This window comes from Pseudomonas reactans (assembly GCF_013385825.1).
GTDB classification, from domain to species: domain Bacteria; phylum Pseudomonadota; class Gammaproteobacteria; order Pseudomonadales; family Pseudomonadaceae; genus Aquipseudomonas; species Aquipseudomonas reactans.
In genome coordinates this window covers 393,917-417,852 of sequence record NZ_JACAPG010000008.1, presented here as the reverse complement: position 1 = coordinate 417,852, position 23,936 = coordinate 393,917, and the positions used below count along the sequence as shown (strand labels likewise).

Below are 23,936 nucleotides of genomic sequence, written 5' to 3'. Positions count from 1 at the left end.
TCTTTTTCAACTTCCTTTTGGCCTCGATGAACTGAAGCAACTTGCTGCCGAAACATACATAACCCATTGTTTACCAAGGAGTTTTCCGTTTCGACTGCGCCGGAAGTGGGGCGAATTATAGACAGTTATAATTCGCCGTCAACACCTAATTTCAGACTTATTCGGATTTGAGCGTAATACGCGCAAATGCCTTCTTGCCAGCCTGGCAAACGTGGGTAGCGCCTAGCTTGTATATAAAGGTGCGATCCACAACCCCACCATCTATACGCACACCACCGGAACCCAGAAGGTCACGCGCAACGGCTGAGTTCTTAACCAGACCCGCCTTATTAAGGACAGCCGCGATCGGCATCGCCTCGGCAGCAGACAGCTCAATTTCCGGCAGATCATCCGGCAGCTCGCCATCCTTCATGCGATTACCCGCGGCACGGTGAGCATTGGCAGCAGCCTCTTCACCATGGAAACGCGCAACAATCTCTTCAGCCAGCTTGATCTTCACGTCACGCGGATTGGCGCCCGCCTCTACATCAGCACGCAACGCATTGATCTCATCCATCGAGCGGAAGCTCAACAACTCGAAGTAACGCCACATCAGCGCATCCGGAATGGAGACCAGCTTGCCGTACATCACACCCGGCGCTTCCTGGATGCCGACATAGTTGCCCAAGGACTTGGACATCTTCTTGACGCCATCCAACCCTTCGAGCAAAGGCATGGTCAGAATGCATTGAGCTTCCTGCCCATACGCACGCTGCAGTTCACGCCCCATCAACAGGTTGAATTTCTGGTCGGTGCCACCCAGCTCAACGTCCGCACGCAAGGCTACCGAGTCATAGCCCTGAACCAGCGGATAGAGGAACTCATGAATGGCGATCGGCTGATTGGTGGAGTAGCGCTTGTCGAAGTCATCACGCTCAAGCATCCGCGCAACGGTGTACTGAGAGGTCAGACGAATGAAGTCCGCCGGCCCCATCTGATCCATCCAAGTGGAGTTGAATGCCACTTCGGTCTTGGCCGGATCGAGAATCTTGAACACCTGGGTCTTGTAGGTCTCGGCATTATCGAGTACCTGCTCACGGGTCAGCGGCGGACGCGTGGCGCTCTTGCCACTCGGATCACCGATCATTCCGGTGAAGTCACCGATAAGGAAGATGACCTGATGCCCCAACTCCTGGAACTGGCGCAGCTTATTAATAAGCACGGTATGACCCAGGTGCAGATCCGGCGCGGTCGGATCAAAGCCAGCCTTAATACGCAGGGGCTGGCCACGCTTGAGCTTTTCGATCAGCTCAGCTTCAACCAACAGTTCTTCCGCACCACGTTTTATCAGCGCTAGCTGCTCTTCAACCGACTTCATAACAGACCCGCAAGGCTCAGATTCAAAAGGGAACCAACCATACAAGATCAGGGACTAATTACAAGTTTTGCCCTGCGAACGGACACCGTTCAGCAAGCCCAGCGTTCGCGAGCTTGCGCCACAGATGATTTGGTTATATTTTATACAGTTATTTCATCTTCATCATGTCATTCATCTTTTCCATTTCATCTTCAAAGTCAAATTACCTATGACCACTGAACCGTCTAAAGCGCCGCCGCTTTACCCGAAGACCCACCTGCTCGCCGCAAGTGGTATCGCCGCCCTTCTCAGCCTGGCACTCCTGGTATTCCCTTCCAGTGACGTAGAAGCCAAACGAACATCCCTGAGCCTTGACCTGGAAAGTCCCGTTGAACAACTGACACAAGATCAAGACGCTTCCGACGCGCAACAAGCCACAAATGCAGCGACCGAATCGCCGTTCGCCCAGATAGAAAACAGCCCTGAAGATACCCAGCAAGCCGCCCAAGAGGCGTCTGCACCGGTCGCCGACGCCGCCAAAAACCCACAACATCGCGAAGTGATCGTGGCCAAGGGCGACACATTGTCGACCCTGTTTGAGAAAGTCGGCCTCCCCGCTGCCGCCGTCAATGAAGTACTGGCCAGCGACAAGCAAGCCAAGCAATTCACCCAGCTCAAACGCGGCCAGAAACTTGAGTTCGAACTGACGCCTGACGGCCAACTGCACAACCTGCATAGCAATGTCAGCGACCTTGAAAGCATCACCCTGACCAAAGGCGCCAAGGGCTTTGCCTTCAACCGCATCACCACCAAACCCGTGATGCGCTCCGCCTACGTACACGGCGTCATCAACAGCTCGCTGTCACAATCCGCAGCCCGCGCCGGCCTGTCCCACAGCATGACCATGGACATGGCCAGCGTGTTTGGCTACGACATCGACTTCGCTCAGGACATCCGTCAAGGCGACGAATTCGACGTGATCTACGAGCAGAAAGTCGCCAACGGTAAGGTCGTCGGCACTGGCAATATCCTCTCCGCGCGCTTCACCAACCGCGGCAAGACCTACACCGCCGTGCGTTACACCAACAAACAAGGCAACAGCAGCTACTACACCGCCGACGGCAATAGCATGCGCAAGGCCTTCATCCGTACCCCGGTGGACTTCGCTCGTATTAGCTCGCGTTTCTCCATGGGTCGCAAGCATCCAATTCTGAACAAAATCCGCGCCCATAAAGGTGTGGACTATGCGGCACCGCGTGGCACGCCAATCAAGGCTGCCGGCGACGGCAAGGTATTGCTGGCCGGTCGTCGCGGCGGTTACGGTAATACCGTGATCATCCAGCACGGCAATACCTACCGTACTCTGTACGGCCACATGCAAGGCTTCGCCAAGGGCGTGCAAACAGGCGGTACTGTGAAGCAAGGCCAGGTGATCGGCTATATCGGTACTACCGGCCTGTCCACCGGCCCGCACTTGCACTATGAGTTCCAGGTCAATGGCGTGCACGTCGACCCTCTGGGCCAGAAGCTGCCGATGGCCGACCCGATCGCCAAGGCCGAGCGCGCCCGCTTCATGCAACAAAGCCAGCCGTTGATGGCGCGCATGGATCAAGAGCGCTCCACCCTGCTGGCTTCGGCGAAGCGTTAAGGTATGCCGCTCTATATAGGCGTGATGTCCGGGACCAGCCTCGACGGCCTGGACATTGCCTTGATCGAGCAAGACCCGGCGATCAAGTTGATCGCCACGCACTACATCCCAATGCCAGATACCCTGCGCACCGAGCTGCTCGCTTTGTGCGCCAGTGGGCCGGATGAAATTGCCCGCTCAGCCATCGCCCAGCAGAACTGGGTGAACCTCGCCGCACAAGGCATTCACGCTCTACTCGACCAGCAAAACCTCAAGCCGCAGGACATTCGTGCGATTGGTAGCCATGGCCAGACCATCCGCCATGAGCCCGCCCGAGGCTTTACCGTACAAATCGGTAATCCGGCCTTGCTCACCGAGCTGACAAACATCACCGTGGTCAGCGATTTCCGCAGCCGCGATGTGGCCGCCGGTGGCCAGGGCGCCCCGCTGGTGCCCGCCTTCCACGAAGCGTTGTTTGGCGAGCGCACGGGTAACCGTGCCGTATTGAATGTCGGAGGTTTCAGCAACCTCAGCCTGATCGAGACTGGCAAACCTGTCGCCGGCTTCGACTGCGGCCCGGGCAACGTCCTACTGGATGCGTGGATTCACCAACAACGCGGCGAACACTTTGATCGCGATGGTCAGTGGGCAGCCAGCGGCAAGGTCGAGCCCCAGTTGCTCAACGCCCTGCTCAGCGACCCCTTCTTCGTGACCAAAGGCCCCAAGAGCACTGGGCGCGAAGTATTCAACCTGGAATGGCTGCGCCAACACCTTGGCCGCTTGCCTGCATTTGAGCCTCAGAATGTGCAGGCAACGCTGCTTGAGTTGACCGCCCTGACGATCGTTGAGTCTCTACAGTCGGCCCAATCCCAGACAGAAACATTGCTGGTATGTGGCGGCGGAGCTCACAACGCCACGCTGATGAACCGTCTGGCCACCCTGCTTCCGTCAGCCCACGTCAGCAGCACCGCTACCTACGGGGTGGATCCCGACTGGGTCGAAGCCATGGCCTTCGCCTGGCTGGCGCATTGCTGCCTTGAAGGCATTGCCGCCAACCGCCCGAGCGTCACCGGCGCACGCGGGCTTCGAGTACTGGGCGCGATCTACCCCGCCTAAAATAGCCGGACAGCAAAACGCCGCTTGGCCTATCACAGCCAAGCGGCGTTTTTGTATGCGCTACAGATCAGATCGAGAACGAAGACCCGCAACCACAGGTCGTGGTGGCGTTAGGGTTCTTGATCACGAAACGCGAACCTTCCAGACCTTCCTGGTAATCCACCTCGGCACCTGCAAGGTATTGGAAGCTCATCGGATCCACGACCAGGCTCACGCCCTCGCGCTCAACGATGGTGTCATCATCGGCCACATCTTCATCGAAGGTAAAACCGTACTGAAACCCTGAACAACCGCCGCCCGTAACGAATACGCGCAGCTTCAAGCGATCATTACCCTCTTCATCGACCAGGCTCTTCACCTTGTGCGCAGCACCGTGGGTGAATTGCAAAGCCGTGGGGGTGAAGGATTCAACGCTCATGCTGATAATCTCCCGGCGTACCGCCGCCATATGCGTAATGGCGGCATTATCCGCTTCTCCTAGAAAAGCGGTCAACTATTGTTACGGTATATCAATCTGCGCTGCCGCCCTTAAAAACACAAAAGGCCCGATCAACGGGCCTTTTGCTTAACAGCCAGGAAGCCTTAAGGCAGCATGCCCGCGTGGGACAAGCCGAGCTTCTCATCCAGGCCAAACAGGATGTTCATGTTCTGCACAGCCTGGCCAGACGCGCCCTTGACCAGGTTATCGATCACCGACAACACCACCACCAAGTCGCCATCCTGCGGACGGTGCACGGCAATACGGCACACGTTAGCGCCGCGTACGCTGCGGGTCTCCGGGTGGCTGCCAGCAGGCATCACGTCGACGAACGGTTCGTTGGCATAACGTTTTTCGAACAGCGCCTGCAGGTCTACCGAACGGTCATCCACAGTGGCATACAGTGTGGAGTGAATGCCGCGAATCATCGGCGTCAGATGAGGCACGAATGTCAGACCCACATCTTTACCCGCCGCACGACGCAAGCCCTGGCGGATTTCCGGCAAGTGACGGTGACCTTTCACCGCATAGGCCTTCATGCTTTCCGACGTCTCGGAGTACAGCGAACCGACCGCCGCACCGCGACCGGCGCCACTGACGCCTGACTTGCAGTCAGCGATCAAACGCGAAGCATCTGCCAGCCCGGCTTCCAGCAAAGGCAGGAACCCCAATTGAGTGGCGGTCGGATAGCAACCCGGCACCGCGATCAGGCGCGCTTGCTTGATCTGCTCACGATTGACTTCCGGCAGGCCGTACACCGCCTCTTCCAACAGCTCCGGGGCGCCGTGTGGCTGGCCGTACCACTTGGCCCACTCGTCAGCGTCCTGCAGACGGAAGTCCGCCGACAGATCGATCACCTTGGTGCCCGCAGCAAGCAGCTCACCGGCCAATGCGTGGGCAACGCCGTGCGGGGTGGCGAAGAACACCACGTCGCAGGCGCCCAGGGTCTTGATGTCCGGAACGCTGAACGCCAGGCCGTCGTAGTGGCCTCGCAGGTTCGGGTACATATCGGCCACGGCCAGCCCGGCCTCGGATCGGGAAGTGATGACCACCACCTCAGCTTGCGGATGCTGTGCCAACAGACGCAGCAATTCGACACCGGTGTAACCCGTGCCGCCGACGATACCGACCTTGACCATAAACCTGCCCTCAACGAACCCACTGGAAAGCCGTCGATAATAGGGGCCGTATCGTCCTGCGACAACCGTCAACGTGACGTACGGGCGCATGAGCCACTACTATCTCGGCTACCGTGAACCTGGGAATAACTAAAAATGCTTTATCTATGGGTCAAAGCCTTTCATATCGTCAGCATTGTCTGCTGGTTTGCCGGGCTGTTTTACCTGCCGCGCTTGTTCGTTTACCACGCGCAGAGCGATGACACTGTCAGCAAGGAACGTTTCAGCGTCATGGAGCGCAAGCTGTACCGCGGCATCATGGGGCCGGCAATGGTTGCCGCGCTGATCTTCGGCGGTTGGCTGATTTACCTGAACCCGAGCATCTTTCACTCGGGCGGTTGGATTCACGCCAAGCTGACGCTGGTCGTACTGCTTATTGGCTACCACCACATGTGCGGCGCACAGGTAAAACGTTTTGCGCGTGGCGAAAATACCCGCAGCCATGTCTTTTATCGCTGGTTCAATGAAGTGCCCGTTCTGATATTGCTGGCTATCGTAATTTTGGTTGTGGTCAAACCGTTCTAACTTCAATTACTCGGGGTACCTCCAATGTCACTGCCCGCTCTGCTTGAACAACGTCTGCGCCTGCCTGTCGTGGCGGCACCGATGTTCCTGATTTCCAACCCGCAACTGGTCCTGGCGTGCTGCCGCAATGGGGTGGTCGGGAGTTTCCCGGCGCTCAACCAACGCGAAAGCAGCGGGTTCAAGGCCTGGCTGGAGGAAATCGAAGCGGGCCTGGCCCAGTTGGACAACCCCGCGCCTTACGCCGTCAACCTGATCGTGCACAACAGCAACCCACGGCTCGAGGCGGATCTGGCGATCTGCGTCGAGCACAAAGTGCCGATCGTCATCACCAGCCTGGGCGCCGTGAAGGAGTTGGTAGACGCCGTACACAGCTACGGTGGCCTGGTGTTCCATGACGTCACCACCCGACGTCATGCCGAGAAGGCGGCCGAAGCCGGCGTAGATGGCCTGATCGCCGTGGCGGCCGGCGCGGGTGGCCACGCTGGCACCTGGAGTCCGTTCTCGCTGATTGCCGAGATACGCCAGTTCTTCGACAAAACCTTGCTGCTGGCCGGCTGCCTCAACCACGGGCACGAGATCCTCGCCGCCCAGTTGCTCGGCGCAGACCTGGCCTACTTCGGCACACGTTTTATCGGCACCACCGAAAGCCACGCCCCGGATGCTTATAAAGAGATGCTGCTCACATCGCGCGCAGCCGACATCGTGCACACTCCCGCTGTCTCCGGCGTGCCCGCCAGCTTTATGCGCCAGAGCCTGGAAAACGCCGGTTTCGACCTCGCCGCCTTGCAAGGCAAAGGCGAAGTCAACTTCGGTTCCAAACTCAAGCCGTTGAGCGACGAGGCCAAGGCATGGAAGACTGTATGGTCCGCCGGCCAAGGTGTCGGTGAGATTGATGATTTGCCCAGCGTCGATGAACTGGTCGCCCGTCTGGATGCCGAATACCGCAAGGCCCGTGAACAGGCAGCTCAATTGCGCTGGCCGCGCTGACCCACTGCAAGGCCTGCTGCTTGAGCCGGCCTGCACCACCTCCCTGAATCAAGTGACAAGGAAGCCCGCATGAGCGACAACCGTTTCAAGATTGTGTTTGATGGAGCCTTGCTCCCGGGTGTCGAAAGCACCACGGCCAAGCTGAACCTGGCTGAGCTGTTCAAGAGCGACGTCGAAGCCATCGAGAAGCTCTTCACCGGTCGTCCGGTCGCACTCAAACGCGACCTGTCACGCCCGGATGCGGAAACCTACCTCACCGCACTGAAAAACGCCGGGGTCGATGCTCGCATTGAGCCCGAACAGCCTGTGGCCTTCAGCCTGGCTGAAACTCACGAGACAGACTCTGGCAGTTTCTCGCGCCCTGCGGCCTCACCGTATGCGCCACCGCGCTCCGCCGTGGGTGATGACCTGCCGGAATACGCCACCCTCAAGGTGTTCACTATCCACGGGCGCATCGGTCGTCTGCGTTATCTCGCCTGGACCCTGGTGTTGACCCTCACACTGCTGGTTGCCGGCGGCATCATCAGCACCGTCAGCTTTGCCGTTGCCACCGCTTCGCCAACGGCGGGGACCATCCTTGGCGTACTGCTGGGCCTTGCGCTGTTTGTTGCGCTGGTCTGGGTCAGTGTACAAATCGGTGTGCAGCGCCTGCACGACCTGGGTTGGTCGGGCTGGCTGTACTTCCTCAACCTGGTGCCGCTGGTGAACAGCGTCTTCCCGATCCTGCTGCTGGTATTGCCGGGCAATGCAGGCGCCAACCAGTATGGCGCGCCACCACCACGCAACTCCACGGCGGTAAAAGTCCTGGCCACCCTGTGGCTGGCGTTTATCCCTGTCATGCTTGCCATTGTGGTGACCCTGGGCATGAACGGTTACCTGAACCAGCTCGAAGCCAACATGGACAGCGGCTACGAAAGCAGCTCCATCACCTCCGATGAAGATGCCGACCAAGCCGCCACCGTCGAAGAAGACGAAGCGCAGAGTGCTGACGAAGCGGGCGAACCTGTAGACTCTCCAGAACAGTGAAGAAACGCCCCCCGGCCTGTGATGCCTTTGTCACAGGCGCGTCGGCGTTGCGATGGAGAAAGGCATGACCCGTTACGCTCTGATCACCGGCGCCTCCAGCGGCATTGGCCTTGCCATGGCCGAAGCCCTGGCCCGTCGCGGCCGCAGCTTGATTCTGGTGGCCCGCCAGCGTGATCAGTTGGAAAGCATTGCAATCGAATTGACCCAACGCTTTGGCGTCGAGGTGCTGTTCCGGGCCTGCGACCTGGGCGAGCCGTTGCGCTTGTCCGGGTTCCTACTGGAGCTTGAAGAAGGCGAGCGGCAGATCGACCTGCTGGTGAACTGCGCCGGTATTGGCACCAGCGGGCCATTCCTGGCCCAGGACTGGATGACCGAACAAGACCTCATGGAGGTCAACATCCTCGCCCTGACCCGTATGTGCCATGCGCTTGGCAACACCATGGCGCTGCACGGTGGTGGGCAGATTCTCAATGTGGCTTCAATCGCAGCGTTCCAGCCTGGCCCGTGGATGAGCACCTATTACGCCAGCAAGGCCTATGTGCTGCATTTCTCCGAAGGCCTGCGCGAAGAACTGAAAACCTGCGGCATCAAGGTCTCGGTCCTTTGCCCTGGCCCGACACGCACCGCATTCTTCGGTACCGCGCAAATGGACACCGCCAAGCTCGACCGCAGCCAGCAACTGATGAGCCCCGAAGAAGTGGCGCTCTACACCGTACGCGCACTGGAAAAGAACAAAGCCATCATCATTCCCGGCCGACGCAACCGCTGGCTCGCCTTCAGCCCGCGTTTCAGCCCTCGCTGGCTGACCCGCAAGATCGCCGGCGCCATCAACAAGGCCTATTGCCCACGTTGATTGGCTGAGTACACTCACCCTGCACATTCATAATGGAGAAACAGCTGTGGATACTCTGTTCACCAAGATCATCAACAGAGAAATACCCGCGGATATCATCTACGAAGATGATCAAGTCCTGGCGTTCAAGGACATCCATCCGGCGGCACCTGTGCATTTCCTGGTCATTCCCAAGAAACACATCCCGACCCTCAATGACCTGACCGAAGAAGATAAAGCCCTGGCCGGTCATATTCTGTTCACCGCCCAGCGTCTGGCCGTAGAACAAGGCTGTGAAGAAGGTTTCCGGGTAGTGATGAACTGCAACCCGAAAGGTGGGCAGACCGTCTATCACATCCATATGCATGTGCTGGGTCAGCGCCAGATGAACTGGCCGCCGGGCTGATCAGCCCTTCATCTAAGGTCGCGGCCCCAGGCTGCGACCCCATGCCCTTGACTCAGCGCAAACGCTTCCCCCTCTCTTGCGGTAAACTGGCCGCCGAGATTCTTCCCGGAGGTCAGCATGACTACCCAACGTCACTACTCGCCGATTGACCGTCTGTTGCTGCAAGCCGACATGGCCATGCGCACGCTGCTGCCGTTCAGTGGTCAGCCGTACCGCCCTTCGCCCGCGATTGTGCAGCCCGACGCCCAGATGAGCGAGACCGAGACCCGCCACGTTGCCGGCCTGATGCGCATCAACCATACCGGTGAAGTCTGCGCCCAGGCGCTGTACCAGGGCCAGGCCCTGACCGCCAAGCTGCCGCAGGTCCGTGCCGCCATGGAACATGCCGCCGAGGAAGAAATCGACCACCTGGCCTGGTGCGAGCAACGCATTCGCCAACTGGGCAGTCACCCGAGCGTGCTGAACCCACTGTTCTATGGTTTGTCGTTCGGAATTGGCGCAGCGGCCGGCTTGATCAGTGACAAGGTCAGCCTGGGTTTTGTCGCGGCGACTGAACACCAAGTGTGCAAACACTTGGATGAGCATCTGGAACAATTGCCAGCCGAGGACGAAAAGTCCCGCGCGATTCTTGAGCAGATGCGCATCGATGAAGAACACCACGCGGAGAGCGCGTTGGATGCAGGCGGTTTCCGCTTCCCCGCGCCGGTGCGGTTCGGCATGAGTCTCTTGGCCAAAGTCATGACCAAAAGCACCTACCGAATCTAAAGCTTCACCCTGTAGGAACGAGCTTGCTCGCGAAACCCCCAGGCGACTCGGACATTCTGGATGCCCGCGTAATCGTTGAAGTTTTTCGCGAGCAAGCTCGCTCCTACATTAGTCCTCGATCAATCAACCCAACTCGATGATTTCGTAATCATGGGTGATGGCCACACCGGCCGCACCGAGCATGATCGACGCCGAGCAATACTTCTCGGCTGACAGCTCGATAGCCCGTTTGACCTGGGCTTCTTTCAGCGCCCGGCCCTTCACCACGAAATGCATGTGGATCTTGGTGAATACCTTGGGGTCTTCAGTGGCACGCTCGGCTTCTAGGAAGGCTTCGCAGCTTTCCACGGCCTGGCGGGACTTTTTCAGGATGCTGACCACGTCGAAATTGCTGCAACCGCCTACGCCCAGCAGGAGCATTTCCATCGGGCGTACGCCCAGGTTACGGCCACCGGCTTCCGGCGGGCCGTCCATGACCACCACATGGCCACTGCCCGACTCACCGAGGAACATGGCTTCGCCCGCCCATTGGATGCGTGCCTTCATCGCCCAGACTCCACTGCTAAAAAAGGGTCGCCAGCTTAGCACAGGGCCCGCCTGCGTCAGCGTTTGCAACAAAAGCGATCAATAGCAGGCTTTGCGCGGAAAATTGGCTAATCGAGTCAGAATGTGTCTGTTAAGCTGACGCCAAATCGATGGCGTAATGCCACCCTTTATACAGCGCGTATCAGTGCCGATACCCGATGAATACAACAACTCAAACTATCTAGCGCAGTCTTTTCGGGATACAACCATGGTTGCCCTTACTCCCATACCCAAGATCAAGAATCTCGACAAACTGTTGATGCATTGCCAGCGCCGCCGCTACCCGGCCAAGCACAACATCATCTGCGCCGGCGAACGCTCCGAAACCCTGTTCTTCATCATCAAAGGCTCGGTCACCATCCTGATCGAGGATGAAGACGGCCGCGAAATGATCATCGCCTACCTGAACACCGGGGATTTCTTTGGGGAGTTGGGGCTGTTCGAACAAGCTGGCAAGGAACAGGAGCGCAGCGCCTGGGTGCGCGCCAAGGTCGAATGCGAAGTGGCCGAGATCAGCTACGCCAAGTTCCGCGAGTTGTCCCAGCACGATCCTGACATTCTGTACGCCCTGAGCGGCCAGATTGCCCAGCGTCTGCGCGACACCACGCGCAAGGTCGGCGACCTGGCATTCTTTGACGTCACCGGCCGAGTCGCCCGCTGCCTGCTGGACCTGTGCAAGCAACCCGACGCCATGACGCACCCCGACGGCATGCAGATCAAGGTCACGCGCCAGGAAATCGGGCGCATTGTCGGCTGTTCGCGGGAGATGGTCGGTCGCGTGCTCAAGGACCTGGAAGAGCGCAACCTGGTGCACGTCAAAGGCAAGACGATGGTGGTGTTCGGCACCCGCTAAACCGCTAGGAAGCTGGCCAGCATTTTGCGGTACAGGGCGTCCAGCCGGCTGATCGCATCCGGCGCGGGGAAGGCTTCGTGCAGGGCAATATGGCTGTCGGCACGCACCCGCTGGTCGAGGCCGCAAGCTTCATTGAAGCGATTGACCGCCGCGATCAGCTCTTCGCGATCGTTTTCCAGCAACAGCGCACCGTGCACCAAGCCCACCGGGCGACCACCACTTTGTCGCCAGCGCTGGGCCGTGCCGACCATTTTGCGGCCGTTAAGGTTGACGTTGTAGCGACCGTCGCAAAACGCACCGTCGATTTCACCGACGGACGCATCGCCTCCCAACTCGATCAGCAAGTCGCAGATAGGTTGGCATAAACGCAAATAACCGGTTTCGATACGGTTCTGATCGCCTTCACTGCGCGGCGGAGCATAGACCAAGGCGATGTTGACCGTCGCATTCGACTGCGGCACCGGTTCTCCACCGGTTTCACGCAACAATACCGGCCACCCGGCATCCGCGGAAACCTGGCTGGCGGTCTCAAACGCCGGCAAGCGGCTCAAACGACGCGGCATGACCAAGGCTTGGTCGCTGGGTTGCCAGAACAGCAATCCATATTCCCGCTCACCCGCGCAAACAGCCGCCAGCAGGTCTTGCTCGGCGGCAAGCCCTGCTTCGACGGTCATCGCCACCGGCTGCATCAGCATCAATCCAGTGTCGAACCGCTGACCGCCACACCACGCTCCGGGAAGAACAGGCGCTGCAACTCAGCTCCCGGGTTCTCGGCACGCATGAAAGTCTCGCCCACCAGGAACGAATACACGCCACTGATCTCCATCAGCTCCACATCGGCACGGTTGACGATGCCACTCTCGGTAATCACCAAACGGTCGCGCGGGATGCGCGGCAGCAGGTCGAGGGTGTTTTCCAGGCTGACTTCAAAGGTGTGCAGGTTACGGTTGTTGACCCCTACCAGCGGTGTGTCGAGGGTTTTCAGGGCGCGTTCCAGTTCGTCACCGTCGTGCACTTCCACCAGCACATCCAGCCCAACGCTTTTGGCCACGGCCGCCAGCTCGGCCATCTTCACGTCATCCAGGGCGGAGACGATCAGCAGCACACAGTCGGCGCCCAAGGCACGGGCTTCGACAATCTGATACGGGTCGACCATGAAATCCTTGCGGATCACCGGTAACTTGCACGCGGCGCGGGCCTGCTGCAGGAACAGGTCGGAACCCTGGAAGTAGTCGATATCGGTCAGTACGGACAGGCAGGTCGCCCCGCCCTTCTCATAGCTCTTGGCAATCTCTTCAGGAATGAAGATCTCACGAATCACGCCCTTGCTCGGCGAAGCTTTCTTGATTTCAGCAATGACGGCGGGCTGCTTGAGCTTGGCCTGGGCGATCAGCGCATTGGCAAAGCCACGCGGCGCATCGGCGATCTTCGCCTGGGCTTCCAACTCGTCCAGGCTCACGCGGGCACGGCGCTCAGCCACTTCTTCAGCCTTGCGGGCCAGGATCTTTTCCAGAACGGTCGGCACACTCATCCTTCATTCTCCATCTTGAATACCGCGGTGAATGCTCCCAGCTCTTCGAGCTTCTCGCGAGCCAGACCGGTGTGCAGCGCATCGTGGGCCAAGGCGACACCTTCTTTAAGACTGTAGGCGTGGTCCGCCGCATACAGCGCAGCACCCGCATTCAACACTATCATCTCGGCAGCTTTTTGACCGTTCTCGGTCTTGCGACGCCCCAGGGCATCGCGAATCAACTCCAGGGAGGCCGCCGGGCTTTCCACCGCCAGGCCGTGCAGGCTCTGGCTCTTCATGCCCAGGTCTTCCGGCTCGACCCAATACTCGGTGACCTGGTCATTTTTCAGCTCTGCCACGAAAGTCGGCGCCGCCAGGCTGAACTCGTCCAGGCCGTCCTTGGAATGCACCACCAACACATGCTTGCTGCCCAGGCGTTGCAGTACTTCGGCCAATGGCCGGCATAGCGCCTGGCTGAACACACCGACCACCTGATGCTTCACACCGGCCGGATTCGTAAGCGGGCCGAGCATGTTGAACAAGGTGCGCAGGCCGAGGTCCTTGCGCGGGCCAGCGGCGTGCTTCATCGCACCATGATGGGATTGGGCAAACATGAAGCCGATGCCGACGCTGTCGATGCAGCGCGCCACTTGTACCGGCGTCAGGTTCAGGTAGATCCCGGCCGCCTCCAGCAGGTCGGCGCTGCCGCTCTTGCCGGACACTGCGCGGTTACCGTGCTTGGCCACGGTGCAACCCGCCGCCGCGACCACAAACGAAGAAGCCGTCGACACGTTGAAGATGTTCGCGCCGTCACCGCCGGTGCCGACCACATCCACTACGCCGTCGAGAGTCTTGAGTTCGACTTTGTCCGCCAGCTCGCGCATCACCGACACGGCGCCGACAATCTCGTCGATGCTTTCGCTCTTCATGCGCATAGCCATCATGAACGCGCCAATCTGCGCGTCGGTGCATTGACCGGTCATGATTTCGCGCATCACATCGCTCATTTCAGCGGTGCTCAGGTCCAGGTGGCCGACGATACGGCTCAGGGCAGTCTTGATATCCATGGAAAGTCCTTAGCGCGTGCCGCCGCTCTGCTTGAGAAAGTTGGCGAACAGCTCGTAGCCCTGCTCGGTCAGGATCGACTCAGGGTGGAATTGCACCCCTTCGACATTCAGTGTCTTGTGGCGCAAGCCCATGATTTCATCGACCGAGCCGTCTTCAAGTTGGGTCCAGGCGGTCAGCTCCAGGCATTCCGGCAGGGTTTCGCGCTTGACCACCAGCGAGTGATAGCGAGTTACCGTCACCGGCAGGTTCAACCCGTGAAACACGCCCACATCATTATGGAACACCGGGCTGGTCTTGCCGTGCATCACCTGGCGCGCGCGCACCACGTCACCGCCAAAGGCCTGGCCGATGGACTGATGGCCCAGGCACACGCCCAGGATCGGCAACTTGCCGGCGAAATACTGGATCGCCTCCAGGGAGATGCCCGCCTCGCTCGGCGTGCACGGGCCTGGCGAAACCACGATGCGCTCCGGGTTCAGGGCAGCAATCTCGGCCACGGTCAGCTCATCGTTGCGCACCACCTTGACCTCGGCACCCAGCTCGCCCAGGTACTGCACAACGTTGTAGGTAAAGGAGTCGTAGTTATCAATCATCAGCAACATGGGGGAAACCTCAGGAATTGGGGGTCTGTTCAGCCAGCGCAACGGCGCGGAACATCGCGCGGCGCTTGTTCAGGGTTTCTTCCCATTCGAGGGCCGGCACCGAGTCGGCGACGATCCCGCCACCGGCCTGCACGTGCAGTTCCCCGTCCTTGATCACGGCCGTGCGGATCGCAATGGCCGTGTCCATGTTGCCGTTCCAGGCGAAGTAACCCACGGCGCCGCCGTAGACACCACGCTTGACCGGCTCCAGTTCGTCGATGATTTCCATCGCGCGGATCTTCGGCGCACCCGACAAGGTGCCCGCCGGCAGAATCGCGCGCAGTGCATCCATCGCCGTCAGGCCGGCTTTAAGCTCGCCGGTGACGTTGGACACAATGTGCATCACATTCGAATAACGCTCGATCACCATCTTCTCGGTGAGTTTCACCGAGCCAATTTCCGAGACGCGCCCGGTATCGTTGCGACCCAGGTCGATAAGCATCAAGTGCTCGGCGATTTCCTTGTCGTCGCTCAACAGGTCTTCTTCCAGCGCCAGGTCAGCTTCTTCGGTCGCACCGCGTGGGCGAGTGCCGGCAATCGGGCGCACGGTGATCAGGTTGTCTTCGACACGCACCAGCACTTCCGGCGAACTGCCCACCACGTGGAAGTCGCCAAAGTTGAAGAAATACATGTACGGCGTGGGGTTGAAGCAACGCAGCGCGCGGTACAGATCGATCGGCGCGGCCTTGAAGTCGATGGACATACGCTGCGACGGCACCACCTGCATGCAGTCACCGGCGAGGATGTATTCCTTGATGGTATCGACGGCGCGCTCGTAGTCATCCTGGGTAAAGCTTGAACGAAAGATCGGATCGGCCGCCGGCGGACGGCTGAGGTCCAGGCCGCGACGGGGGGTGATCGGCTGGCGCAGTTTTTCCAGCAGGGCTTCGAGGCTGGCGCGGCCTTGTTCGAACGCGTCGGCCTGGGATGGGTCGGCGAGCACAATCGCGTGCATCTTGCCGGCGAGGTTGTCGAACACCACCACGGCATCGGAAACCATCAGCAGAATGTCCGGCACGCCCAGCGGATCCGGGTTCGGGCATTTGCCCAAGCGTTTTTCTACATAACGCACGCAGTCATAACCGAAGTAACCCACCAGGCCACCGTTGAAGCGCGGCAGGCCAGCAATGGTCGGCACGTTGTAGCGCGCCTTGAACGCTTCGACGAACGCCAGCGGGTCTTCTACGTCATGGCTTTCGATCTCGACGCCATCATGGGTAATGCTCACATGATGGTCGTGAACCCGCAGCACCGTACGGCACGGCAGGCCGATGATCGAGTAACGCCCCCACTTCTCGCCGCCCTGTACGGACTCGAGCAGGTAGGAATTGGGCTCGTCGGCCAATTTCAGGTAGATCGACAGCGGCGTGTCGAAGTCGGCCAAGGTTTCGCAGGCCAGGGGGATGCGGTTATAGCCGGCAGCGGCCAAACGCAGGAATTCTTCGCGGGTCATGATATGCCTCGTGGCTTGAGGGTCTAACAGTCAGGTATGCAAACGCGCCGCAGAGTGCGGCCAGGATCAGTCAGGCGCGCCAACGCCAGCGGGCCAGGGCCTTGATGACTTTCATCCAGAGTTTGCGAGTGACCACCACGATGGAATTTCCAGAAGGGGACGGATCGGTATCGGGCAACGTTATCTCAGCGCCAGCTCCCAAGCAACCGGGGATTAACAGGCGAAGGTCATCAATGACCAATGAAGGCGACTCTTCGGCGATCGGCCGACCGTGGTTATAGCCGTAACTGAGGGCCACGCACTGCACGCCCGCGGCCTTTGCCGCCAGCACATCACTGCGTGAATCGCCGACAAACAACGACTGCGAGGCCGGGATATTGGCCATTTTCATCACGAAAAACAGCGCCGCCGGGTCGGGTTTTTTCTGCGGTAGGGTATCGCCACCGATGATCCAGCGGAAATACCGGCCGATTTTCATCTGGTCCAACAATGGCGCGACGAAGCGCTCCGGTTTGTTGGTGATCAGGGCCATTTCCACGCCCTGCTTGCTCAGCCACTTGAGGGTGTCACGCACGCCGGGGTAAACCACGGTCAGTTCATGGCCGTCTTCATAGGCAGCGTTGAACAGTTCCAGGGCGTGCTCGGCCTCGACGTCATCGACACCTTCAGCATCGATGTTGTTGGCCAAGGCCCGGCGCACCAGCATCTGCACGCCGTTACCGACCCATTCGCGCACCGACTCGATCCCGGCCGGCTTGCGCCCCAGCTTGAGCAGCATGTCGTCCACCGCCGCCGCCAGGTCGGGCACCGAGTCGATCAAAGTGCCGTCCAGATCGAACATCACCAGCCGTGGCAATTTGCCGGGGAACAGCTGCTCAAAGCCGCTCATGGACGCGCCAGCGCCAGCTCGGCACGCATCTTGTCGATGACTTCCTGGTAGTCCGGCGCGTTGAAGATCGCCGAGCCGGCCACAAAGGTGTCGGCGCCAGCGGCGGCGATTTCACGGATATTGTTGACGTTGACCCCACCGTCGATTTCCAGGCGGATATCGCGACCGGAGGCATCGATCAGCGCACGGGCTTCACGCAGCTTGTTCAGCGTGCCGGGGATGAACTTCTGGCCGCCGAAGCCTGGGTTGACGCTCATCAACAGGATCATGTCGACCTTGTCCATCACGTACTCAAGCACACTCAGCGGAGTGGCCGGGTTGAACACCAGGCCCGCCTTGCAACCGCCTTCGTGGATCAGTTGCAGGGTGCGGTCGACGTGCAGCGAGGCTTCCGGGTGGAAGGTGATGTAGGTGGCGCCGGCGTCGACGAAGTCGCCGATGATGCGGTCCACCGGGCTGACCATCAGGTGTGCATCGATCGGCGCAGTGATGCCGTACTTGCGCAGCGCGGCGCAGACCATCGGGCCGATGGTCAGGTTGGGCACGTAGTGGTTGTCCATGACGTCGAAGTGCACGAAGTCGGCACCGGCGGCCAATACCTTGTCCACTTCCTCACCCAGGCGGGCGAAGTCGGCGGAGAGAATCGATGGAGCAATAACGAAGGGCTGCATGACGCACCTTTTTGAGCTAAATCACGATGGCGCGCATTGTATACCTCATGCTTTGCCGCGCGCACCGTGACCTAACTCAACGGTTAGTAAGCGGCCCGGTAGATTTTCTCGATATCGGACGCGCTGAGCTTGCGCGGATTGTTGCGCATCAGCCGCTCAATCCCCGCTGCTTCAACGGCCATGGCGGGGATTGCATCTTCGGGAACCCCAAAACTGTGCAGCCCTGCCGGGATCTCCACAGCGGCGCACAGTCGTGTCATCGCCTCAACGGCCTGGTCGGCGGCATCGTTGACGCTCAAGCCGGTGATATTCACGCCCATGGCCTGGGCAATCTCCTGCATGCGCTCCACGCAGGCCAGCTTGTTCCAGTGCATCACATAGGGCAGCAACAGTGCATTGCTCACGCCATGGGCGATATTAAAACGCCCACCCAACGGATACGCCAACGCGTGCACCGCGCCGACTCCGGCATTGCCGAACGCCATGCCGGCCATCAGGCTGGCGGTGGCCATGTCGTCGCGGGCCTGCAGATTGGCAGGGTTGGCGTAGGCCTTGGGCAATGCACTGGCGATCAGCTTGATGGCGCCGATGGCCAGTGCGTCGGTGATCGGCGAGGCGTTCAGCGATAGGTAGGATTCGATGGCGTGCACCAGCGCGTCCACGCCACTGGCGGCGGTGACGCTACGCGGACAGGTCAGGGTCATTTGCGGGCTGATCAGCGCTACGTCCGGCAACAGATAATCGCTGACAATGCCCTTTTTCAGTTGCGCGGCCTTGTCGGAGAGAATCGCCACATTGGTCACCTCCGAGCCGGTGCCGGCGGTGGTGGGGATAGCGATCAGCGGCGGGCCCTTGCGTGGCACCTGGTCGACGCCGAACAAATCCGCCAACGCGCCGTGGTAGCCGGCATACGCCGCAACACTTTTCGCAATGTCGATGGCGCTGCCGCCACCCACACCGATCAGGCCGTCGTGCCCGCCCTCGCGGTAGACGCGCATGCAGTCTTCGACGATGGCAATTTCCGGGTCGGGCATGACGCGGTCGAAAATCTCGTAGGTGCGGTCACCCAGATGCTCAAGTGCCAGCGCCACAGTGCCGGACTTGACCAGTGCCGCGTCGGTGACGATCAGCGGGTTGTCCACATCCAGACGGGTGAGCTCAGCGGCGAGTTGTTCGATGGCGCCAGCGCCGGTCAGCAGTTTGTGGGCGATCTTGAATGAGGAAGTACTCATGTGCGCGGCCTCTTATTCGGAAATGGGCTGGCACAAGAGTAGCTCCCTATGGCGTGTTGTCAGCCATTCATCGGGCGAATGGTCGTTACACCTGCGCGGTACGCAGTTTCTCGCTACGGCCGCGCAGCCATTCCAGGGTCAGCAACAGCAACACCGAGAACGCAATCAGCAGGGTTGCCGCGGCCGCAATCGTCGGGCTGAGGTTTTCGCGGATGCCGCTGAACATCTGGCGTGGCAGGGTCGCTTGTTCGGGGCCGGCGAGAAACAGCGTTACTACCACCTCATCAAACGAAGTGGAGAAAGCAAACAGCGCCCCGGAAATCACCCCTGGCGCGATCAACGGCAAGGTCACTCGGCGGAATGCGGTCAATGGCGAAGCCCCAAGACTGGCCGCAGCCCGCACCAGATTGTGATTGAAGCCCTGCAATGTGGCCGACACGGTGATGATCACAAACGGCACACCCAGCACCGCATGCACCACGATCAGCGAGAAAAAGCTATTGCCCAGCCCCAGCGGTGCAAAGAACAGATAACTCGCCACGCCAATGATCACCACCGGCACCACCATCGGTGAAATCACCAACGCCATGACCAACGCCTTGCCGGGGAAATTCCCACGGGTCAGGCCGATGGCCGCCAGGGTGCCGAATACCATCGCCAGCACCGTGGCCGCAGGGGCAACGATAATGCTGTTCTTCAGCGCCCGCATCCACTCGGCGGAGGCGAAGAAGTCCTGATACCAATGCAGCGAAAAGCCTTGCAGCGGGTACACCAGGAAACTGCCGCTGTTGAACGACAGCGGGATGATCACCAGCACCGGCAGAATCAAAAACAACAGGATCAAGCCGCAGAGGATCCGCAAGCTGTAGAACCACACCCGCTCAACGGGCGACATATAAGGGCTCAGCATCACAAGGTCTCCTTAGCTCAGGCGCAGGCGGCTGGCGCCTACCAGGCGGTTATAGATCAGGTACAGCACCACCGTGGCCAGCAGCAGCAAGCCGCCCAGTGCCGTGGCCATGCCCCAGTTGATGCTGGTGTTGGTGTAGAACGCCACGAAGTAGCTGACCATCTGGTCGTTCGGGCTGCCCAACAGCGCCGGGGTGATGTAGTAACCAATCGCCAGGATGAACACCAACAGGCAGCCAGCACCGACACCGGCGTAGGTCTGTGGGAAATACACGCGCCAGAAGCTAGTGAATGGGTGGCAGCCCAGGGAAATTGCCGCGCGCATGTAGGTGGGCGAGATGCCCTTCATCACGCTGTAGATCGGCAGGATCATGAACGGCAACAAGATGTGCACCATGGAGATGTAGACGCCGGTGCGGTTGAACACCAGCTCCAGCGGCTTATCGGTCAGGCCCATGCCCATCAGTGCGCTGTTGATCAGGCCGCCGGATTGCAGCAGCACGATCCACGCGGCGACTCGTACCAGGATCGAGGTCCAGAACGGCAGCAACACCAGGATCATCAGCAGATTGCTTTTACGTGCTGGCAGGTTGGCCAGCAGGTAGGCCAGCGGATAGGCAAGCAGTAGGCAGACCGCCGTGATCACCAGGCCCATCCAGAAGGTGCGGGCGAAAATATCCAGATAGATCGCCTGGTCCGGCGTGGCCGGCGCCACTTCACCGAGGTCATCGATGCGGTGATCGACGGCCGCCAGCAGATAGAACGGGGTAAGACTGCTGGTATTGCGCCGGATCGCCTGCCAGTACGCCGGGTCACCCCAGCGTTCATCAAGGCTTTCCAGCGCTTCCTTATAGGAGGCAGGCGCGTCACTGAACGGCAGCGCCCGCGCAGTTTTGGTCAGCAGGCTGCGATAGCCGGCCAGTTCCATGTTCAAGCGCTTGGACAGATCTCCCAAGGTCTGATTTTGACGGGCCTCGCCCAAGTCCTCACTGAGGGCCTGGTACACCGGTTCGCCCGGCAAGCCCCGGCCGTCCCAGGCCGTCACCGCCACCACGGTACGCGGCAAACCGCCCACCACTTCCGGGTTGCCGACGCTTTTGAACAGCAACGCGACAATCGGCACCAGGAACACCAGCAGCAAGAACAGCACCAGCGGCGCGATCAAGGCCTGGGCCTTCCAGCGATTGAGCCGTTCGGCACGCGCCAGGCGCTGCTTGAGGGTGGGGCTGTTGACCTCGTTCGAGGGAACGGCGATGGCCATGGCAAACTCCGAAAATCTACGGTTGGGACCTTGGTCAACACGGTCCCTGTAGGAGCTGGCTTGCCTGCGATGGCATCGCCTCGGTGCATCAGTTGCACCAAGGTGTCTGCATCGCAGGCAAGCCAGCTCCTACATGAGCCGGTTTCGCCCGAGGGTTATGCGGTGTTACTTGGCAGCCCACGAGTTGAAGCGCTGCTCCAACTGCTCACCGTTATCCGCCCAGAAGCTCACGTCAATCTGCACTTGGTTGGCGATGTTTTCCGGGGTGGTTGGCATGTCCTTGAGGATGTCCTTGGCCAGCAATGGCACGGCTTGGGTGTTGGCCGGGCCGTAGGCGATGTTTTCCGAGTAGGTCTTCTGCTGCTGTGGCTGCACCGAGAAGGCGATGAATTTCTTCGCCGCTTCAGCACGGTCTTTCGCCAGGCCTTTAGGAATCGCCCACGCGTCGAAGTCGTAGATGCCGCCGTTCCACACCACTTTCAGGTTGCTTTCTTTTTGTACGGCGGCGATGCGGCCGTTGTAGGCCGAGCTCATCACCACGTCGCCGGAAGCGAGGTATTGCGGCGGCTGAGCGCCGGCCTCCCACCATTGGATGTACGGCTTGAGTTCGTCGAGCTTCTTGAAGGCACGGTCCTGGCCATCTTTGCCGGCCAGCACTTTGTAGACGTCCTTCGGCGCGACGCCATCGGCCATCAGCGCAAATTCCAGGGTGTACTTGGCACCTTTGCGCAGGCCGCGTTTGCCCGGGAACTGCTTCACGTCCCAAAAATCTTTCCAACCGCCTGGCGATGCCTTCAGCTTGTCAGCGTTGTAGGCCAGCACCGTCGACCACACAAAAAAGCCCACGCCGCAGGGCTGGATGGCACCCTTCACATAATCCGCAGTGTTACCAAACAGTTTCGGGTCCAGCGGTTCGAACATGTCTTCGTCACAGCCACGGGACAGCTCCGGCGATTCCACTTCCACCAGGTCCCAGGACACGCTCTTGGTGTCGACCATGGCTTTGACCTTGGCCATTTCACCGTTGTACTCGCCAGCGATGATCTTGCCGTTGCCCGCGCTTTCCCACGGTGCATAGAAGGCCTTGACCTGGGCAGCCTTGTTCGCGCCGCCAAAGGACACGACCGTCAGGTCCGGGCCTGCCATGGCCTGTGTCGCGCCCATCAAGCCCAAAGCCAGGGCGGAATACTTCAGGGATCTCAACATTGTTGTTCTCTCCACGTGCAGGGTTGGTGAAGCCAGGGGGCGATCAATTCGCCTCTAGAAGTGGGTCGAGTGCGCGAACGTGCTCGACTTGCCAGCCAATCGGTACCACGTCGCCGACCGCCAGGGCTGGGTCCAGCTCGGCAATCGGTTGTTTCACAAAAAAATCGGCTTTGCCGCAGACTTCCAGGCGCACACGCACGTGGTCGCCCAGGTAGATGAATTCCGCCACCCGCCCAGAGAAGCGGTTGACGCAAGATTCGCTGGAACCATTGAGGCTGACGCGCTCCGGGCGTACCGACAGGGTCACCGGACCGCCGACCTGGCCGACATTCACCGCCAGCGCCTCGACCTTCTCACCGCGCGCCAACTCAACCACGCAGCGCTCGCCGGTATGACTGTGCAAGCGGCCGTTGAGGCGGTTGTTCTCGCCGATGAAGTTGGCGACGAAGGTGTTCTTCGGTTCTTCGTAAAGGGTGCGCGGCGCGGCGATCTGCTGGATCTCGCCTTGGTGGAACACCGCCACCCGATCAGACATGGTCAGCGCCTCGCCCTGGTCGTGGGTCACGTACACCACGGTCACGCCGAGGCGCTGGTGCAGGTGCTTGATCTCCATCTGCATGTGTTCGCGCAGTTGCTTGTCGAGGGCGCCGAGGGGTTCGTCCATCAGCACCAGTTGCGGTTCGAACACCAGCGCCCGAGCCAAGGCCACGCGCTGTTGCTGACCACCGGACAATTGCGCCGGGTAGCGCTGGGCGAAGGCATCGAGCTGGACCATGCTCAACACGCGTTTGACCCGCTCGCTGATATCGGTCTTGCTCAAGCCCCGCACCGACAGCGGGAACGCCAGGTTCTCGGCCACGGTCATGTGCGGAAACAGCGCGTAGTTCTGGAACACCATGCCGATGTCGCGCTTATGCGGCGGCACGTTGTTGATGGAGCGCCCGGCTAGCTGGATTTCGCCGGCCGTCGGCGTTTCAAAGCCGGCGAGCATCATCAGGCTGGTGGTCTTGCCCGAACCGGAAGGCCCGAGCAGGGTGAGGAACTCGCCCTTGCGAATCTCCAGGTTGAGGTCTTTGACGATCAGGTTCTCGCCGTCGTAGCTCTTCTGCACGCCACGAAAGCTGACCAGCACATCATTTGAATCCACCTCGCTCATACCCGCACCTTTTTGTTTTGGACTGCTGTGAGACAAGCGTAGTCCAGGTGCGAGGCCCCGGAAATCGGGGGCCAGGAGAGAATCGCATCAGCCGGATGGAAGGTTTGGGGTAGGGATTGCCCTACAAGAATGGCGTGATTAGGTAAGCGCAGCACCCAACTGAACGCGCAGACGCCCAAAACTGGCAAACACGCGCTCATCTTCGTGTCGTAAATGGGCGAAAGCG

General features: G+C 60.0%; 25 protein-coding genes. 9 read left to right on the top strand and 16 right to left on the bottom strand.

The window, feature by feature from the left end; genetic code table 11:
• Nucleotides 1-157 precede the first annotated feature (157 nt).
• A complete protein-coding gene (gene tyrS / locus HX868_RS10225; protein WP_177002747.1) occupies nt 158-1,357 on the bottom strand; it encodes a tyrosine--tRNA ligase in 1,200 nt (399 codons plus the stop codon).
• Between the two features lie 208 nt (nt 1,358-1,565).
• On the opposite strand from tyrS, the gene HX868_RS10220 reads away from it, so the two are divergent.
• Nucleotides 1,566-2,984: a peptidoglycan DD-metalloendopeptidase family protein gene (locus HX868_RS10220; RefSeq protein WP_177002746.1), complete on the top strand. Its 1,419-nt coding sequence runs from the start codon at nt 1,566-1,568 to the stop codon at nt 2,982-2,984.
• 3 nt (nt 2,985-2,987) lie between these two features.
• On the top strand, nt 2,988-4,079 hold the full coding sequence (locus HX868_RS10215) for an anhydro-N-acetylmuramic acid kinase (protein WP_177002745.1): 1,092 nt from the start codon (nt 2,988-2,990) through the stop codon (nt 4,077-4,079).
• A gap of 67 nt (nt 4,080-4,146) precedes the next feature.
• Here HX868_RS10215 and erpA read toward each other — a convergent pair whose 3' ends face one another.
• Nucleotides 4,147-4,497: an iron-sulfur cluster insertion protein ErpA gene (gene erpA / locus HX868_RS10210; protein ID WP_003176443.1), complete on the bottom strand. Its 351-nt coding sequence runs from the start codon at nt 4,495-4,497 to the stop codon at nt 4,147-4,149.
• 164 nt (nt 4,498-4,661) lie between these two features.
• Nucleotides 4,662-5,696 carry an N-acetyl-gamma-glutamyl-phosphate reductase gene (gene argC / locus HX868_RS10205; RefSeq protein ID WP_177002744.1) on the bottom strand — a complete coding sequence of 345 codons (1,035 nt, stop codon included), beginning with the start codon at nt 5,694-5,696 and terminating at the stop codon, nt 4,662-4,664.
• 135 nt (nt 5,697-5,831) lie between these two features.
• On the opposite strand from argC, the gene hemJ reads away from it, so the two are divergent.
• The 6 genes from hemJ (at nt 5,832) to coq7 (ending at nt 10,276) form a co-directional block, all read left to right on the top strand.
• Nucleotides 5,832-6,260, top strand: coding sequence for a protoporphyrinogen oxidase HemJ (gene hemJ, locus HX868_RS10200; protein WP_028618141.1), 429 nt, complete (start codon nt 5,832-5,834; stop codon nt 6,258-6,260).
• Nucleotides 6,261-6,284: 24 nt separating this feature from the next.
• Nucleotides 6,285-7,247: an NAD(P)H-dependent flavin oxidoreductase gene (locus HX868_RS10195; protein WP_025857066.1), complete on the top strand. Its 963-nt coding sequence runs from the start codon at nt 6,285-6,287 to the stop codon at nt 7,245-7,247.
• Between the two features lie 69 nt (nt 7,248-7,316).
• Complete coding sequence (locus tag HX868_RS10190; protein WP_177002743.1) at nt 7,317-8,273, top strand: DUF805 domain-containing protein; 957 nt, start codon at nt 7,317-7,319, stop codon at nt 8,271-8,273.
• Between the two features lie 64 nt (nt 8,274-8,337).
• Nucleotides 8,338-9,126, top strand: a complete 789-nt coding sequence (locus HX868_RS10185; protein ID WP_177002742.1) for an SDR family NAD(P)-dependent oxidoreductase — start codon at nt 8,338-8,340, stop codon at nt 9,124-9,126.
• A 46-nt stretch (nt 9,127-9,172) separates the two neighbouring features.
• Nucleotides 9,173-9,511 (top strand): histidine triad nucleotide-binding protein, encoded by a 339-nt coding sequence (locus HX868_RS10180; protein ID WP_010206940.1) that lies wholly within the window; start codon nt 9,173-9,175, stop codon nt 9,509-9,511.
• Nucleotides 9,512-9,628: 117 nt separating this feature from the next.
• On the top strand, nt 9,629-10,276 hold the full coding sequence (gene coq7, locus HX868_RS10175) for a 2-polyprenyl-3-methyl-6-methoxy-1,4-benzoquinone monooxygenase (protein ID WP_015886151.1): 648 nt from the start codon (nt 9,629-9,631) through the stop codon (nt 10,274-10,276).
• A gap of 123 nt (nt 10,277-10,399) precedes the next feature.
• On the opposite strand, the gene HX868_RS10170 is transcribed toward coq7, so the two are convergent.
• Nucleotides 10,400-10,822, bottom strand: coding sequence for an OsmC family protein (locus HX868_RS10170; RefSeq protein ID WP_005792019.1), 423 nt, complete (start codon nt 10,820-10,822; stop codon nt 10,400-10,402).
• Between the two features lie 247 nt (nt 10,823-11,069).
• Here HX868_RS10170 and crp point away from each other — a divergent pair, with 247 nt between their 5' ends.
• Nucleotides 11,070-11,714, top strand: a complete 645-nt coding sequence (crp, locus tag HX868_RS10165) for a cAMP-activated global transcriptional regulator CRP (protein WP_033898139.1) — start codon at nt 11,070-11,072, stop codon at nt 11,712-11,714.
• On the opposite strand, the gene HX868_RS10160 is transcribed toward crp, so the two are convergent.
• The 12 genes from HX868_RS10160 to HX868_RS10105 form a co-directional block, all read right to left on the bottom strand.
• Nucleotides 11,711-12,406 (bottom strand): lipoate--protein ligase family protein, encoded by a 696-nt coding sequence (locus HX868_RS10160; protein ID WP_177002766.1) that lies wholly within the window; start codon nt 12,404-12,406, stop codon nt 11,711-11,713. The two genes, crp and HX868_RS10160, sit on opposite strands and share 4 nt — an antisense overlap.
• Before the next feature lie 2 nt (nt 12,407-12,408).
• A complete protein-coding gene (gene trpC / locus HX868_RS10155; protein WP_177002741.1) occupies nt 12,409-13,245 on the bottom strand; it encodes an indole-3-glycerol phosphate synthase TrpC in 837 nt (278 codons plus the stop codon).
• On the bottom strand, nt 13,242-14,291 hold the full coding sequence (trpD, locus tag HX868_RS10150; RefSeq protein WP_010206948.1) for an anthranilate phosphoribosyltransferase: 1,050 nt from the start codon (nt 14,289-14,291) through the stop codon (nt 13,242-13,244). Before trpD ends, trpC begins: the two co-directional genes overlap by 4 nt.
• Before the next feature lie 9 nt (nt 14,292-14,300).
• Nucleotides 14,301-14,894: an aminodeoxychorismate/anthranilate synthase component II gene (locus HX868_RS10145; protein ID WP_177002740.1), complete on the bottom strand. Its 594-nt coding sequence runs from the start codon at nt 14,892-14,894 to the stop codon at nt 14,301-14,303.
• Between the two features lie 10 nt (nt 14,895-14,904).
• Nucleotides 14,905-16,386, bottom strand: coding sequence for an anthranilate synthase component I (gene trpE / locus HX868_RS10140; RefSeq protein WP_177002739.1), 1,482 nt, complete (start codon nt 16,384-16,386; stop codon nt 14,905-14,907).
• 70 nt (nt 16,387-16,456) lie between these two features.
• Nucleotides 16,457-17,275 (bottom strand): phosphoglycolate phosphatase, encoded by an 819-nt coding sequence (locus HX868_RS10135; protein ID WP_033898132.1) that lies wholly within the window; start codon nt 17,273-17,275, stop codon nt 16,457-16,459.
• The gene (gene rpe, locus HX868_RS10130; RefSeq protein WP_028618149.1) at nt 17,272-17,946 is read right to left on the bottom strand and encodes a ribulose-phosphate 3-epimerase; all 675 of its coding nucleotides are present in this window, start codon (nt 17,944-17,946) and stop codon (nt 17,272-17,274) included. The genes HX868_RS10135 and rpe overlap by 4 nt, the downstream gene beginning before the upstream one ends.
• 83 nt (nt 17,947-18,029) lie before the next feature.
• Nucleotides 18,030-19,178 carry an iron-containing alcohol dehydrogenase gene (locus HX868_RS10125; RefSeq protein WP_177002738.1) on the bottom strand — a complete coding sequence of 383 codons (1,149 nt, stop codon included), beginning with the start codon at nt 19,176-19,178 and terminating at the stop codon, nt 18,030-18,032.
• A gap of 85 nt (nt 19,179-19,263) precedes the next feature.
• Nucleotides 19,264-20,088, bottom strand: coding sequence for an ABC transporter permease (locus HX868_RS10120; RefSeq protein WP_028618151.1), 825 nt, complete (start codon nt 20,086-20,088; stop codon nt 19,264-19,266).
• A gap of 12 nt (nt 20,089-20,100) precedes the next feature.
• Nucleotides 20,101-21,348 (bottom strand): ABC transporter permease, encoded by a 1,248-nt coding sequence (locus HX868_RS10115; RefSeq protein ID WP_177002737.1) that lies wholly within the window; start codon nt 21,346-21,348, stop codon nt 20,101-20,103.
• A gap of 165 nt (nt 21,349-21,513) precedes the next feature.
• Entirely contained in the window at nt 21,514-22,554 is a 1,041-nt protein-coding gene (locus tag HX868_RS10110; RefSeq protein WP_177002736.1) for an ABC transporter substrate-binding protein, read from the bottom strand.
• 43 nt (nt 22,555-22,597) lie between these two features.
• Nucleotides 22,598-23,710: an ABC transporter ATP-binding protein gene (locus HX868_RS10105; protein ID WP_028618154.1), complete on the bottom strand. Its 1,113-nt coding sequence runs from the start codon at nt 23,708-23,710 to the stop codon at nt 22,598-22,600.
• Nucleotides 23,711-23,936: the final 226 nt, after the last annotated feature.